Origin of the sequence: Dickeya aquatica (genome assembly GCF_900095885.1) — a bacterium.
Lineage (GTDB): Bacteria > Pseudomonadota > Gammaproteobacteria > Enterobacterales > Enterobacteriaceae > Dickeya > Dickeya aquatica.
The window spans coordinates 254,472-268,581 of record NZ_LT615367.1; the positions used below are offsets into that span (position 1 = coordinate 254,472).

14 protein-coding genes are annotated in these 14,110 nt (G+C 54.5%); 12 read left to right on the forward strand and 2 right to left on the reverse strand.

From position 1 onward, the window contains the following. Positions 1-227 precede the first annotated feature (227 nt). Positions 228-1,379 carry an acetylornithine deacetylase gene (argE, locus tag DAQ1742_RS01150; protein WP_035339252.1) on the reverse strand — a complete coding sequence of 384 codons (1,152 nt, stop codon included), beginning with the start codon at positions 1,377-1,379 and terminating at the stop codon, positions 228-230. A gap of 214 nt (positions 1,380-1,593) precedes the next feature. On the opposite strand from argE, the gene argC reads away from it, so the two are divergent. From argC to hemB, 12 genes are all read left to right on the forward strand, one after another. Beyond that, positions 1,594-2,598, forward strand: coding sequence for an N-acetyl-gamma-glutamyl-phosphate reductase (gene argC, locus DAQ1742_RS01155; protein ID WP_035339253.1), 1,005 nt, complete (start codon positions 1,594-1,596; stop codon positions 2,596-2,598). A gap of 24 nt (positions 2,599-2,622) precedes the next feature. Then, positions 2,623-3,396: an acetylglutamate kinase gene (gene argB / locus DAQ1742_RS01160; protein WP_035339255.1), complete on the forward strand. Its 774-nt coding sequence runs from the start codon at positions 2,623-2,625 to the stop codon at positions 3,394-3,396. Between the two features lie 117 nt (positions 3,397-3,513). After that, on the forward strand, positions 3,514-4,887 hold the full coding sequence (gene argH, locus DAQ1742_RS01165) for an argininosuccinate lyase (protein WP_035339257.1): 1,374 nt from the start codon (positions 3,514-3,516) through the stop codon (positions 4,885-4,887). Positions 4,888-5,079: 192 nt separating this feature from the next. Further along, positions 5,080-6,597, forward strand: coding sequence for a DNA recombination protein RmuC (rmuC, locus tag DAQ1742_RS01170; RefSeq protein ID WP_035339259.1), 1,518 nt, complete (start codon positions 5,080-5,082; stop codon positions 6,595-6,597). A 161-nt stretch (positions 6,598-6,758) separates the two neighbouring features. Beyond that, positions 6,759-7,514, forward strand: a complete 756-nt coding sequence (gene ubiE / locus DAQ1742_RS01175) for a bifunctional demethylmenaquinone methyltransferase/2-methoxy-6-polyprenyl-1,4-benzoquinol methylase UbiE (RefSeq protein ID WP_035339261.1) — start codon at positions 6,759-6,761, stop codon at positions 7,512-7,514. A gap of 13 nt (positions 7,515-7,527) precedes the next feature. Beyond that, positions 7,528-8,136, forward strand: a complete 609-nt coding sequence (ubiJ, locus tag DAQ1742_RS01180) for a ubiquinone biosynthesis protein UbiJ (RefSeq protein ID WP_035339263.1) — start codon at positions 7,528-7,530, stop codon at positions 8,134-8,136. After that, the gene (gene ubiB, locus DAQ1742_RS01185; protein ID WP_035339264.1) at positions 8,133-9,770 is read left to right on the forward strand and encodes a ubiquinone biosynthesis regulatory protein kinase UbiB; all 1,638 of its coding nucleotides are present in this window, start codon (positions 8,133-8,135) and stop codon (positions 9,768-9,770) included. Before ubiJ ends, ubiB begins: the two co-directional genes overlap by 4 nt. Positions 9,771-9,845: 75 nt before the next feature. Next, positions 9,846-10,103 carry a Sec-independent protein translocase subunit TatA gene (gene tatA, locus DAQ1742_RS01190; RefSeq protein ID WP_035339266.1) on the forward strand — a complete coding sequence of 86 codons (258 nt, stop codon included), beginning with the start codon at positions 9,846-9,848 and terminating at the stop codon, positions 10,101-10,103. Between the two features lie 3 nt (positions 10,104-10,106). Then, positions 10,107-10,700, forward strand: a complete 594-nt coding sequence (gene tatB / locus DAQ1742_RS01195) for a Sec-independent protein translocase protein TatB (RefSeq protein ID WP_035339268.1) — start codon at positions 10,107-10,109, stop codon at positions 10,698-10,700. 3 nt (positions 10,701-10,703) lie between these two features. Next, positions 10,704-11,474, forward strand: coding sequence for a Sec-independent protein translocase subunit TatC (tatC, locus tag DAQ1742_RS01200; protein ID WP_035339269.1), 771 nt, complete (start codon positions 10,704-10,706; stop codon positions 11,472-11,474). 132 nt (positions 11,475-11,606) lie between these two features. Continuing rightward, positions 11,607-12,401 carry a 3'-5' ssDNA/RNA exonuclease TatD gene (tatD, locus tag DAQ1742_RS01205; protein ID WP_035339271.1) on the forward strand — a complete coding sequence of 265 codons (795 nt, stop codon included), beginning with the start codon at positions 11,607-11,609 and terminating at the stop codon, positions 12,399-12,401. Between the two features lie 2 nt (positions 12,402-12,403). Continuing rightward, positions 12,404-13,426 carry a porphobilinogen synthase gene (hemB, locus tag DAQ1742_RS01210; protein ID WP_035339273.1) on the forward strand — a complete coding sequence of 341 codons (1,023 nt, stop codon included), beginning with the start codon at positions 12,404-12,406 and terminating at the stop codon, positions 13,424-13,426. 63 nt (positions 13,427-13,489) lie between these two features. Here hemB and rfaH read toward each other — a convergent pair whose 3' ends face one another. Then, positions 13,490-13,978 (reverse strand): transcription/translation regulatory transformer protein RfaH, encoded by a 489-nt coding sequence (gene rfaH, locus DAQ1742_RS01215; RefSeq protein WP_180706211.1) that lies wholly within the window; start codon positions 13,976-13,978, stop codon positions 13,490-13,492. Between the last annotated feature and the right edge of the window lie 132 nt (positions 13,979-14,110).

Here is a 14,110-nt window from a genome sequence, read left to right on the forward strand (position 1 = left end):
GGTTACTGTCTGTTATCTAGCCACGTTCGCCATTGTTCGTCAATCAACCTGATTTAATCCCTACAGTTGTACCTGTTTACGCGGTACAAAGGCAATTTGTGAAATTTAATTACAAAAGCTTGCTGATAAGTGACACTTATCTTAGGGCGTAGCGAAAAGCAAGTCAGGCAGGGAATATCGCGGGGGAAAGTGACAGCCCGGCACGCAATGCCGGGCTGGGGTTCGGCTTATGACTGGCAGAAATGCTGCACCAGTTGGCTAATTAACGTGCGCGTCGGTTTGATAAACGACATATCGATAAACTCATCCGGCTGATGCGCCTGATTGATAGAGCCGGGGCCGAGCACCAGCGTTGGGCATAGCTGCTGGATGAATGGCGCTTCGGTGCAGTAATTCACCACATCGGTCGGCTGGCCGGCCAGATTTTCTACCGCTTGTGCCAGAGGGTGATCCGCCGGGCATTCGTAACCCGGGATCGGCGGATGCAGTTCGCTGATGGTCAGGCGGCCCGGCCAGCGCTCACTGACCGGGGCCAGCGCGTCACTCAGCAGGCCGTTGAGATCGCTGAGCGTCATACCCGGCAGCGGGCGGATATCCATGTGCAGGTCGCAACAGGCGCAAATGCGGTTAGCGGCGTCGCCACCGTGAATGTGGCCGAAATTCATGGTCGGGTAGGGAATGTGGAAGGCCGGGTTGTGATAGCGATTTTTGAGCGTGTTACGTAGCCCCATCAGCTCGGAAATGGCTTCGTGCATCAATTCGATGGCGTTAACACCGCGCGCCGGGTCACTGGAGTGACCGGACTGGCCCTGAATACGTACCACGTTCGACATGTGGCCCTTGTGAGCGCGAATGGGTTGCAGCGAGGTCGGTTCGCCGATAATCGCGCAATCCGGGCGAATGCCGGTTGATTCAGAGAAATATTTTGCACCGGCCATGGTGGTTTCTTCATCGGCGGTGGCCAGAATGTACAGCGGCTTGGTCAGCTTACTGGCGTCCACATCGCGCAGCGCATCAAGAATAAAGGCGAAAAAGCCTTTCATGTCGGCGGTGCCGAGCCCGTAGAGCTTGTTGTCATGCTCCGTCAGAGTAAAAGGGTCGCGCGTCCAGCGGCCGTCGTCGAACGGCACCGTGTCGGTGTGACCGGCCAGCAGCAGCCCGCCGTTGCCTTCGCCCAGCCGGGCCAGCAGGTTGAATTTATTGAACGTGCCCGGCACCGGCTCGACATCAACGTGAAACCCCAGATCGCTAAACCAGCCTGCCAGCAGGTTGATTAAGGTTTCGTTGCTTTGATCCAGCGCACGCTCGGTGGCGCTGATGGACGGCGTGGCGATCAATGCCCGGTAGATCTCCATAAAAGGGGGTAAATTCATCTTCACTGTTGACAGCCTCTGGGTTAGGATAGTATCAATATTCATGCAGTTATTGTGAATAAAAATACAATAATGCCAGGCGAAATGAAATCAATAAGCTGTGCGGCGAGGTGAGATTATCGCATAATCATTTCTTCTGGCTTTGTGGGTGCACGGCGTAGCTGCGCTGATGAGCCTGCTCCCTGTTTCACCTATCTGGCAATAAAGGTATACCGAACTCATGCTGAATACGTTGATCGTTGGTGCAAGTGGCTATACCGGCGCTGAGCTGGCCTTGTACCTGAACCGTCACCCACAAATGAACATAACCGCTTTGGCGGTTTCTGCGCAAAGTGTTGATGCAGGAAAACGCATTTCCGAGTTGCATCCTCAGCTTAAAGGCATTGTCGATTTGCCGGTACAGCCGCTGACCGATGTGGCTGAAGCCGCCAACGGCGTTGATGTGGTGTTTCTGGCAACCGACCACAAAGTGAGCCACGATTTAGCGCCGCAGTTTCTGGCCGCCGGTTGTACGGTGTTTGACCTTTCTGGCGCGTATCGCGTGCAAGACCCTGAATTCTATACCCGTTACTACGGCTTCGAGCACCAGCATACCGACTGGCTGGCACAGGCAGTCTACGGTCTGGCGGAATGGCAGGCAGCGAAGATAAAACAGGCTCGGTTGATAGCGGTGCCGGGCTGTTATCCGACGGCCTCCCAACTGGCGCTCAAGCCGCTGGTAGAAGGCGGATTGCTCAACCCGAACCAGTGGCCGGTGATTGATGCCACCAGCGGCGTCAGCGGTGCCGGGCGCAAGGCCAGCATGACCAACAGTTTTTGTGAGGTCAGCCTGCAACCTTATGGCATTTTTAATCATCGCCACCACCCGGAAATCGCCACCCATCTCGGTATTCCGGTGATTTTCACCCCGCATTTGGGCAATTTCCCGCGCGGCATTCTGGCCACCATCACTTGCCGTCTTCAGCCGGGCATTACCGCGCAAGATGTGGCGCAGGCGTATCACAACGCCTATCACGACAAACCGCTGGTGCGCTTATATGAGAAAGGCGTCCCGGCACTAAAATCCGTTGTCGGCCTGCCGTTCTGCGATATCGGCTTCGTGGTGCAAGACGAACACCTGATCGTGGTGGCCACCGAAGATAACCTGCTTAAAGGTGCGGCGGCGCAGGCGGTGCAGTGCATGAACATTCGCTTCGGTTTCCCTGAAACCCAATCCTTACTCTGATGACCTGCTGAGGCGCAAAGACCGATGAATCCGTTAATTATCAAATTAGGTGGCGTGTTACTCGATAGCGAAGAGGCGCTGGAGCGCCTGTTCACCGCGCTGGTGGCTTACCGTCAACAACATCAACGCCCGCTGGTTATCGTGCATGGTGGCGGTTGTCTGGTCGATGACCTGATGAAGAAACTGTCGCTACCGGTGGTGAAGAAAAACGGCCTGCGTGTGACGCCCGCCGATCAAATCGACATCATTACCGGCGCACTGGCGGGTTCAGCTAACAAAACGCTGCTGGCCTGGGCGATTCGTCACGGCATCAACGCCGTGGGCCTGAGCCTGGCCGACGGCGGCAGCACGGTGGTGACACAGCTGAATGACGAACTGGGCCATGTCGGTAAAGCCGAAGTGGGTTCTCCGGCGTTGCTTAACACCCTGCTGGGCGCGGGTTATCTGCCGGTTATCAGCTCTATCGGCATTACTGTTGGCGGTGAGCTGATGAACGTCAATGCCGACCAGGCGGCTACCGCACTGGCGCAGACGCTGGGCGCGGATTTGATTTTGTTGTCCGATGTCAGCGGCATTCTGGACGGCAAAGGCCAGCGCATTGCGGAAATGACCGCCGGTAAAGCAGAAGATCTGATTGCTCAGGGCATTATTACCGATGGCATGATTGTGAAAGTGAACGCGGCGCTGGATGCCGCGCGCGCACTGGGCCGTCCGGTGGATATCGCCAGCTGGCGACATGCCGAGCAGTTACCCGCGCTGTTTAATGGCGAGTCTATCGGCACCCGTATTCTGGCGTAATCGGCCAGTCTTCATCACGCTTTCTTCCGGCGTAAGCCGCCGGTGAAACGCAAGCAGTTCAACGGTGGGTTTGACAGGAGTCGGCCCGCCTTTATCAGAGAGACCGGGAGTGTAGTTATGGCTTTGTGGGGCGGGCGGTTCACGCAGGCAGCCGATCGGCGTTTTAAACAGTTCAACGATTCACTGCGGTTTGATTACCGTCTGGCGGAGCAGGACATCATCGGTTCCATTGGCTGGTCTAAAGCGCTGGTGACGGTGAACGTACTGAGCGCTCAGGAACAGCAGCAACTGGAGCAGGCACTCAATGTGCTGTTGACAGAAGTGCAGGCCGACCCTGAGGCGATTCTGCAAAGCGATGCGGAAGATATTCACAGCTGGGTTGAGCAGAAACTGATCGAGAAAGTCGGCAATCTGGGTAAGAAACTGCATACCGGACGCAGCCGTAACGATCAGGTAGCGACTGACCTGAAACTGTGGTGCAAGGCGCAGGTGAGTGAGCTGGCGCAGGCGATTCGTCATCTGCGTGCGGCCTTGGTCGCTACCGCCGAAGCCAATCAGGATGCGGTGATGCCCGGTTACACCCACTTGCAACGCGCCCAGCCGGTGACGTTTGCCCACTGGTGCCTGGCCTATCACGAAATGCTGGCGCGCGATGAAAGCCGCCTGGAAGACACGCTTAAGCGTCTGGATGTCAGCCCGCTGGGCTGCGGCGCGCTGGCGGGCACCGCGTATCCGATTGATCGCGAGCAGTTAGCCGGTTGGCTGGGGTTTGCCTCTGCTACCCGCAACAGTCTGGATACGGTCTCTGACCGCGATCACGTACTGGAACTGCTGTCTGATGCCTCTATCGGCATGGTGCACCTGTCGCGCTTTGCTGAAGATCTGATTTTCTTTAACAGTGGTGAGGCCGCGTTTGTTGAGTTGTCTGACCGTGTGACTTCCGGCTCGTCGCTGATGCCGCAGAAGAAAAACCCGGATGCGCTGGAGCTGATCCGCGGTAAGTGCGGCCGTGTACAGGGCGCGCTGGCTGGTATGCTGGTGACGCTAAAAGGCCTGCCGCTGGCCTATAACAAGGATATGCAGGAAGACAAAGAAGGGCTGTTTGACGCGCTGGACACCTGGCACGACTGCCTGCTGATGGCAGCACTGGTGCTCGAAGGTATTCAGGTTAAACGCCCGCGTTGCCAGGAAGCGGCCGAGCAAGGGTATGCGAATTCGACCGAACTGGCGGATTATCTGGTTGCCAAGGGCGTGCCATTCCGCGAAGCGCACCATATCGTCGGTGAAGCGGTGGTAGAGGCGATTCGTCAGGGCAAAGCGCTGGAAGCGCTGTCGCTGGCCGAGCTTAAACAGTTTAGCGCGGTTATCGCAGACGATGTTTATCCGGCGCTGTCGCTGCAATCCTGTCTGGAAAAACGTGCCGCCCAGGGTGGCGTGTCGCCTCAGCAGGTGGCTCAGGCTATCACTGTTGCCAAACAAAGCCTGGCCTAAACTACGCGTTACCCACCTTCAGAAACCGGCCACTTGGCCGGTTTTGTTTTTTCTCTCGCCGGGTTTCTGAAGGTGGCTCGCATTTCCTTCATTCGCAAGCGGTTCTCACGGCGGATTTTTCAGATCACCTCTGGACAGATATACAGTCTCACTTTACCTTGGCGCAAACAGTAATCAGCAATGTGGGGGAGTGTGGATATCTCCTTGTTTTATGGTGTAGGCGGCGGTGTGGTGGGGTTATTGCTGGGGTGGCTGATGACAAGCTTGCTGCAACAGCAGCGCCAGGCACGCCATGACACCGAATTGCAGTTGCAGCAGCAGGCGCTGGCGCTGGCGCGTCAGTCGCTGGCTGAAACGCAAAAGGCCAGCCAGCAACAGCAACAGCGGCTCGAGCAACAGGCGCAGGAGTTGCGCACGTTACATGCGCAACGCGCGGCCGGTGAGGAAAAATTGCGCCAGTTGGCGGAGTTACGTGAAGAGTGCACTCAGCTTAATCAGGAACTGCGTACGCTGCGCGAAGCGAACGGTGCGCAGGAAGCCGAGCTGCGTGAAGTCACCATTCGTCTTGAGGAAACCCGGCTGGCGGCGGAAGAAAAACAGCGGTTGTTGATGAACAGCGAGCAACGCTTATCCACCCAGTTTGAGAACCTCGCCAATCGCATCTTTGAACAGAATGGTCACAAGGTGGATAGGCAAAATCAGCAGAGCATGGAGAAATTGCTGACCCCGCTGCGCGAGCAACTGGATGGTTTTCGCCGTCAGGTGCAGGAGAGTTTTGGTGCGGAATCGCGCGAGCGGCATACGCTGGCGCATGAGATTCGTAACCTGCAACAGCTTAACGCCCGCATGGCGCAGGAAGCTATCAACCTCACCAACGCCTTGAAAGGCGATAATAAAACTCAGGGCAACTGGGGGGAAGTGGTGCTTAGCCGCATTCTGGAAAGCTCCGGGTTACGAGAAGGGTATGAGTATGAAACGCAGGTCAGCCTGAAAACGGGGGAGAATAACCGCCTGCAACCCGATGTGGTGGTGCGTTTACCGCACGGTAAAGATGTGGTGATTGATGCCAAAATGTCGCTGGTGGCTTATGAACGCTATTTCAACGCTGATAATGAGCCTGAGCGGGCGGCAGCATTAAATGAACACCTGTTATCGATTCGTAGTCATCTGCGTCAACTGGGTGCGAAGGACTATCAGCAACTGCCGGGGCTGCGTTCGCTTGATTATGTGTTGATGTTTATTCCGGTGGAACCGGCGTTTTTGGTGGCGATTAACCACCAGCCAGACCTCATCACCGAGGCGTTGCGTCACAATATTATGCTGGTCAGCCCCACCACGCTGCTGGTTGCGTTGCGAACCATTAACAACCTCTGGCGTTACGAACAACAAAGCCGCAATGCTCAACACATTGCCGAACGTGCCTCCCGGCTCTATGACAAGTTACGCCTGTTTATCGATGACATGGCTGCATTGGGGCAGGGGCTTGATAAAGCACAGGCAGGATACCGGCAAGCGATGAAAAAGCTGGCGGGCGGGCGGGGTAATTTGATCAATCAGGCCGAAGGGTTCCGCGCATTAGGGGTTGAGATTAAAAAACCGATAAATCTGCCAGCCGTTGAGGATGATTTTTTACCATCTGACTCGGTGCAGGCGTTGTCGTCATCGCATCATGAGCCGGAACAAGGGGATAGCGAACCGGCAGACGCGTAGCCGATGACCGGCAGGCTTGAGGTGCGGGTGTGACCGGGTATGCGGGTATGAAAAGAAGGGCGGTCGCTTTTGGGCAGGGTCTGTTACACTCTCTAGCTGTTTATACTCCTTACCCATTAATAGGTAATAGGCTCCTGAAGTTGAAAAAGCAGGCGGATAACATGGCAGACGATTCGGACAAAACGACACACTTTGGTTTTCGCACGGTGGCTAAAGACGAAAAAGCCTCAATGGTGGCAGATGTATTTCACTCTGTGGCAGCCAAATATGACCTGATGAACGATTTGATGTCGTTTGGTATTCACCGCATCTGGAAACGCTTCACGATTGAATGCAGTGGTGTGCGCCGTGGGCAGCGTGTTTTGGATCTGGCGGGCGGTACTGGCGACCTGACAGCGAAATTCTCCCGTCTGGTGGGTGATGAAGGCGAAGTGGTACTGGCTGACATTAATGCTTCGATGCTGAAAGTTGGGCGTGAAAAACTGCGTAATAATGGCGTGGTGGGCAATGTCAGCTATGTTCAGGCCAATGCAGAGGCGTTGCCATTCCCTGATAACTTCTTTGACTGCATCACCATCTCTTTTGGGTTGCGTAACGTGACGGATAAAGAAAAAGCGCTGCGTTCAATGTGCCGGGTGCTTAAGCCTGGTGGGCGCTTGCTGGTACTTGAGTTCTCCAAACCGACGGTGAAAGCACTCAGTAAAGTCTACGATACCTACTCTTTCCATGTATTACCTCGTATCGGTGAACTGGTGGCCAGCGATGCTGGCAGCTATCGTTATCTGGCAGAATCTATTCGTATGCATCCTGACCAGGACACGCTGAAAGGGATGATGGCCGAGGCCGGTTTTGACAACGTGGAATATTTCAACCTCACCGGTGGTATTGTGGCACTGCATCGCGGATTTAAATTCTGAGCGGGATATGCCTATGTTGATAATGCCTGTGTTGACGGCAGCGCTGGAAACAGCACTGAATTCGCTCTTGTTTCGTGACCGCAGCATGAAGGCGGCGCGTCAGCGTTTGCATGGTAAAACCTTGAGAATCGAGGTGGCGGAGCTGGAAACACCGCTGGTGTTAGTTTTCTCTGAGTATCGCCTTGACGTAGTAAGCCAGTGGCTAACGCCACCAGATTGCCTGCTGCAAACCCGATTGTCCGCATTGATGACATTACGCGATCGTCAGCAACTGTCCGCGCTGATGCGCAGTGGTGATTTAGTGCTGGAAGGGGATATTCAGGTGGCACAACAATTTATCACGCTGCTGGATATGGCGGAGTTTGACCTTGCGCAATGGCTGTCACCCTGGCTGGGTGATATCGCGGCTGAAGGGTTAAGCCAGGCAGCGGGTAAGCTGGTAAAGGGCTTAACGCAAGGACTCGGCCGTCAACAGCAGGCATTATCAGAAACACTCACTGAAGAGTGGCGTTTGTCACCGGGCAAGCTGGAAGGGGTCTGGTTTGCAGGAGAGGTTGACGCACTGGAGCAATCGCTTGATGCGCTGGCTGCGCGTTTGGCCAGGCTGGAGGGAGTACAATGACGCCGGGAGAATTATTGCGTCTTTACCGGATTATCGGGGTACTGCTGAGCTACGGGCTTGATGAGCTTATCCCACGCATTCCGCTAACGCTACCGCTGCGTTTGTGGCGTCACTTGCTGTTTTGGCTGCCAAACCGACACAAAGAGAAACCACTGGGAGAGCGTTTGCGTCTGGCGTTGCAGGAGCTTGGCCCGGTGTGGATTAAGTTTGGCCAGATGATGTCTACCCGCCGTGACCTGTTTCCTGTTGCTATCGCCGATCAACTGGCCATGCTGCAAGATCAGGTTGAACCATTTGATGGCGAACTTGCTCGCCAGCAAATTGAAGCATCGATGGGGGGGAAGCTGGAAACCTGGTTTGACGACTTTGAGGTCAAGCCGCTGGCATCGGCATCGATTGCCCAGGTGCATACGGCGCGTCTGAAAACTACAGGCAAAGAGATTGTCATCAAGGTGATTCGGCCAGATATCTTACCGGTTATCAAAGCCGACATGCGCCTGATGAACCGACTGGCTGGCTGGCTGCCCATCTTGTTGCCTGATGGCCGACGTTTGCGCCCGCGTGAAGTGGTGCGTGACTACGAAAAAACCCTGCTTGATGAGCTTAACCTGCTGCGTGAGGCCGCCAACGCCATTCAACTGCGACGTAACTTTGAAAACAGCCCGATGCTATATGTACCGGAAATTTATTCCGATTATTGTAACGAGCGTGTGCTGGTGATGGAGCGCATTTACGGTATTCCGGTATCGGATATCGACGCGCTTAAACGGCATGGCGTGAATATGCCATTGCTGGCAGAGCGTGGGGTGCAGGTGTTTTTTACTCAGGTGTTCCGCGACAGCTTTTTCCATGCAGATATGCATCCAGGCAACATTTTTGTCAGCTATGAACACCCGGAAGATCCCCAATACATTGGTATTGACTGCGGCATCGTTGGTTCTCTGAACAAAGAGGATAAACGCTATCTGGCTGAGAATTTTATCGCTTTCTTCAACCGGGATTACCGCCGTGTGGCGGAACTGCATGTCGATTCTGGCTGGGTACCACAAGACACTAACGTTGAAGAGTTTGAGTTCGCTATTCGTACCGTATGCGAGCCGATATTTGAAAAGCCGTTAGCAGAAATTTCTTTTGGTCATGTATTATTGAACCTCTTTAATACGGCTCGTCGCTTTAATATGGAAGTGCAGCCACAACTGGTGCTGCTGCAAAAGACGCTGCTGTATATTGAAGGCGTTGGCCGCCAGCTTTACCCGCAACTTGACTTGTGGAAGACGGCGAAACCTTTTTTGGAAACCTGGGTGAAAGACCAGGTTGGTCTTCCTGCAATGTTGCGGGCGTTTAAAGAAAAAGCGCCGTTTTGGGCAGAGAAACTGCCTGAGATCCCAGAGCTGTTCTACGACAGCTTACGCCAGCATAAGATGCTAAAACAGAATATGGATCGGTTGTCTAATGAGCTGCGTACCCAGCGCATCCGTCAGGGGCAGTCTCGTTATATGCTGGGTGTTGGGGCGGCATTGTTGCTCAGTGGCACTGCGTTACTGATAAGCCAGGCGGAGGCTCATGTTGTTCCTGCCGGGCTGATTGCGGCCGGTTTGGTGGCCTGGATAATAGGTTGGCGGTGTACACGTTGAATATGGCTTTGTCACCGAGGTTAGGGTGATGAGTGTGTAGCATGAATTCCTTTTGAACAAAGAGGCAGGCAGAGTATGGGCGGTATTAGTCTTCCAAGTTTGTTATTGATAGCGGTCATCGTGGTTTTATTGTTTGGTACGGGCAAGCTCAAATCGCTTGGTGCCGATCTCGGTGCCTCTATCAAAGGCTTCAAGAAAGCGATGAGTGATGACCAGCCTGCTGCACAGGATGACAAACAGCAACAGGATGCTGACTTTGCGACCAAGTCCGTTACGGAGCACAAGCCGCAGAGCAGCCAGGAAGAGAAAAATCAGCCTAAAGAGCGGGTGTAACCGGTGTTTGATATCGGCTTTGGTGAACTGTTGCTGGTGTTTGTGATTGCACTGGTGGTATTGGGGCCTGAACGTCTGCCGGTTGCGGTAAGAACGGTGGCAGGCTGGATTCGTACCCTGCGCTCGCTGGCATCAACGGTGCAAAACGAGCTGGCACAGGAAATGAAATTACAGGAGTTGCAGGAAAGCCTGAAGAAAGTCGAGCAGGCGAGCCAATTGCAGAATCTGTCGCCGGAACTCAAAGCCTCTATGGATGAGCTTAAAGAAGCGGCACAAGCGATAAAGCGTCCTCTCGGTATCAAACCGGATGGCACCGAATTACCGGAGCATATCCCGTTATCAGAGCCGCCCCTGGGTGATGACCGGCAGGCAGCGACGTTACCCGTTGCTACTTCTGCGCCCGGTGAGGTATCAGATGCGAAGCGTGTGACGTTATCAAAGTCTGTGGCAAGCCATGCTGCGGGCGCATCTGCCAGCCAATCGGATGAGCATAACGTCGTTGTGCAGCATTCCGCTGAGCATAAAACCGCTGAAGTTAAAGCAAATACTGCGCAGTCGGTCGCGGCTGTTTCTTCCCAACCTTCTGGTGATCGTTAACGTATGGCTGTTGATCAAACCCAACCGCTGATCAGTCATTTGATAGAGCTACGCAAACGACTGTTAAACAGCATTATCAGCGTGCTGGTGGTATTTCTGGCGTTAATCTATTTTGCCAACGATATCTATCAGATTGTCTCAGCTCCATTGATAAAGCAGATGCCGGCTGGAGCCAGCATGATAGCAACCGATGTGGCGTCGCCGTTTTTCACACCAATCAAACTGACGCTGATTGTTTCGGTGTTCCTGTCTGCACCGTTGGTGCTGTATCAGGTGTGGGCGTTCGTGGCCCCGGCACTGTATAAACATGAGCGGCGGCTAATGATGCCGTTGCTGGTTTCCAGCAGTTTGTTGTTTTATATGGGCATGGCCTTTGCCTATTTTATCGTGTTTCCGCTGGCGTTTGCCTTTTTTGCACAAACTGCGCCCAAAGGGGTACTGATAGCCACCGATATCAATAACTATCTTGATTTTGTGATGGCGCTATTTATGGCGTTTGGGGTGTCGTTTGAGGTGCCGGTGGCGATTGTGCTGCTGTGCTGGAGTGGTGTTGTCACACCGGAAGGGCTAAAGCAGAAACGGCCTTACGTGCTGGTCGGGGCATTCGTCGTAGGCATGTTACTGACACCGCCAGACGTCTTTTCCCAGACGCTGTTGGCTATCCCCATGTATTTGCTGTTTGAAATCGGCGTGTTTTTCGCGCGTTTTTATGTCGGCAAGCGGCGTCATCCTGATGAAGAAGAGAGCGTGGACGAGTCAGCCCCCTCTTCCTGATAGTGCAGTCACATGCGTGTGGTGGATGATGTCACACCGGTTTAGCGTAACACCTCTTTCGGGAGGTGTTGTCTTTTTGGCCGCCTATCAGCGAGTGAACCGTGGCGGTGATGATGTGCGGGGTTGCCAGCGATGTTTGATATTGGTGTGAATTTAACCAGTTCGCAGTTTCAGGCCGATCGTGAACAGGTGGTGGCGCGAGCGCGTGAGGCGGGTGTCACCGGCTTGTTGCTAACCGGAACCAACGTTGAGGAGAGCCAGCAGGCCTATTCGCTGGCATGCCGGTATCCGGGGTATTGCTGGTCAACGGCGGGCGTGCATCCGCATGACGCGAGTGGATGGCATGAAATGACCGCAGAGGCGATATATCAATTGACCGCACATCACCAGGTGCTGGCACTCGGTGAATGTGGGCTCGATTTTAACCGTCACTTTTCTACCCCTGCGCAGCAAGAACAGGCGTTTAGCGCTCAACTGGCGATCGCCGCTGAGCGGGCGATGCCGGTTTTTCTGCATTGTCGTGATGCTCATGAACGTTTTATGTCGATACTGACCCCCTGGCTTGGCAAGCTTCCTGCGGTGGTATTGCACTGTTTTACCGGTACGGGCGATGAACTGGATGCTTGCCTGCGTGCCGGGCTGATGATCGGTATTACCGGCTGGGTGTGTGATGAACGGCGCGGGCTGGAATTGCGCGCGCTGTTGCCCCGTATTCCAGATGACCGTCTGTTGCTGGAAACTGATGCCCCCTATTTGTTACCCCGGGATTTACATCCAAAGCCTGCATCCCGGCGTAATGAGCCCTGCTTTCTGCCACACATTGTCCGTCAGGTTGCGGCCTGGCGCGGGCAGGACGCCGAAAGGCTCGGCAGCAAGGTGGATGACAATGCCCGTCGGGTTTTCCGGCTGGGCCTGCAAGGAGAATAATGATGAGCACTGCTTTTCCCGGTACGTTCCCTGGGCGGCGTATGCGTCGCCTGCGTCGTCATGATTTTAGCCGCCGCCTGGTCGCGGAGCATCAGGTGACGGTGAATGACCTTATTTACCCGGTATTTGTGATGGAAGGCAAGCAAGGGCGGCAGGAAGTGCCCTCCATGCCGGGCGTGTATCGCCTGACGATTGATGAACTGGTCCGCGAAGCGGAGATTATCGCCAAATTGGGCATCCCGGTATTGTCGCTGTTCCCGGTGATTGAGGCGGATAAAAAATCACTGCTGGCGGAAGAGGCGTATAACCCCGAAGGGCTGGTGCAGCGCACCGTGCGGGCGCTGAAAGATGCCGTGCCAGAACTTGGGTTGCTGACGGATGTGGCATTAGACCCCTATACCACGCATGGTCAGGATGGTGTGATTGATGATGACGGTTACGTTATCAATGACATTACCAAAGAGATTCTGGTGCGTCAGGCGTTGTCCCATGCGGAGGCCGGTGCGGAGATTGTCGCTCCCAGCGACATGATGGATGGGCGTATTGGCGCGATTCGCGATCAACTGGAAACTCAGGGTCTGATCAATACCCAAATCATGGCCTATTCCGCGAAATACGCGTCCTGCTATTACGGCCCGTTTCGCGATGCGCTGGGCTCCTCGGGCAATCTGAAAGGCGGCAACAAGAAAACTTATCAGATGGATCCGGCCAACAGTAACGAGGCGCTGCAAGAGATAGCACAAGATTTGCAGGAAGGGGCAGATATGGTCATGGTTAAACCGGGCATGCCCTATCTGGATGTGGTGCGCCGGGTGAAAGACACGTTCGGTGTGCCGACATTTGCCTATCAGGTATCCGGCGAGTATGCCATGCAGATGGCGGCGATTCAGAATGGCTGGTTACAGGAGCAACCGTTGGTGATGGAGTCGCTGTTGTGTTTTAAGCGGGCCGGTGCCGATGGCGTATTAACCTATTTTGCCAAACGCGTCGCACAGTGGCTGCATGACGAAGCGCAACGCCGCTAACGCACCTCACTGTGTCACGATGACGGCTCCTGCATCCATCCCTTGATGGGGCCGTCATGACTGTCAGGCTTTTTTAAACTGACGGTTGTCGATACTCTGTCGCACCTGTCTGTTGAGCAGATTGAGTAACAACATTGAACGCGCTTCGCCGTCTGGTTCGGTGTAAATGGCTTGCAGGCCGCTAAACATGCCTTCGGTAATCACCACGCTATTCCCCGGTTGCGGTGTTTGCGGGTCAATATATCGCGTGTCCTGATGCTGGTGTAAATCATCAATCACCTGCTGGGGAACGGTGGCTGGCAGGTTGCCGAAGCGCACAAAATGACTGACGCCTCGGGTAGAACCCACGGTGGTGGTGTGGATCCGCTCCGGGTCAAATTCCACAAACAGGTAATTGGGAAACAGTGGTTCGTTGACCTCGGTGCGTTTCCCCCGCACGATTTTCTCGAGTGCTATCATCGGACTGAGGCAAACGACCTCCTGGCGCTCCAGATGTTCTTTGGCCCGTAGCAGTTGGCCGCGTTTGCAATACAGTAGATACCAGGCTTGCATAGTTTCACTTATTTTGTGGTTGGCACATTCTGTGGTTGTCACAGCGCGCAGCATAGCAAAAGCCATGCGGGATAAAAATTTCCAGAATGGATTTTTCCCCCGGTGAATGTTCTGAGTGTTCAAGAACAAACC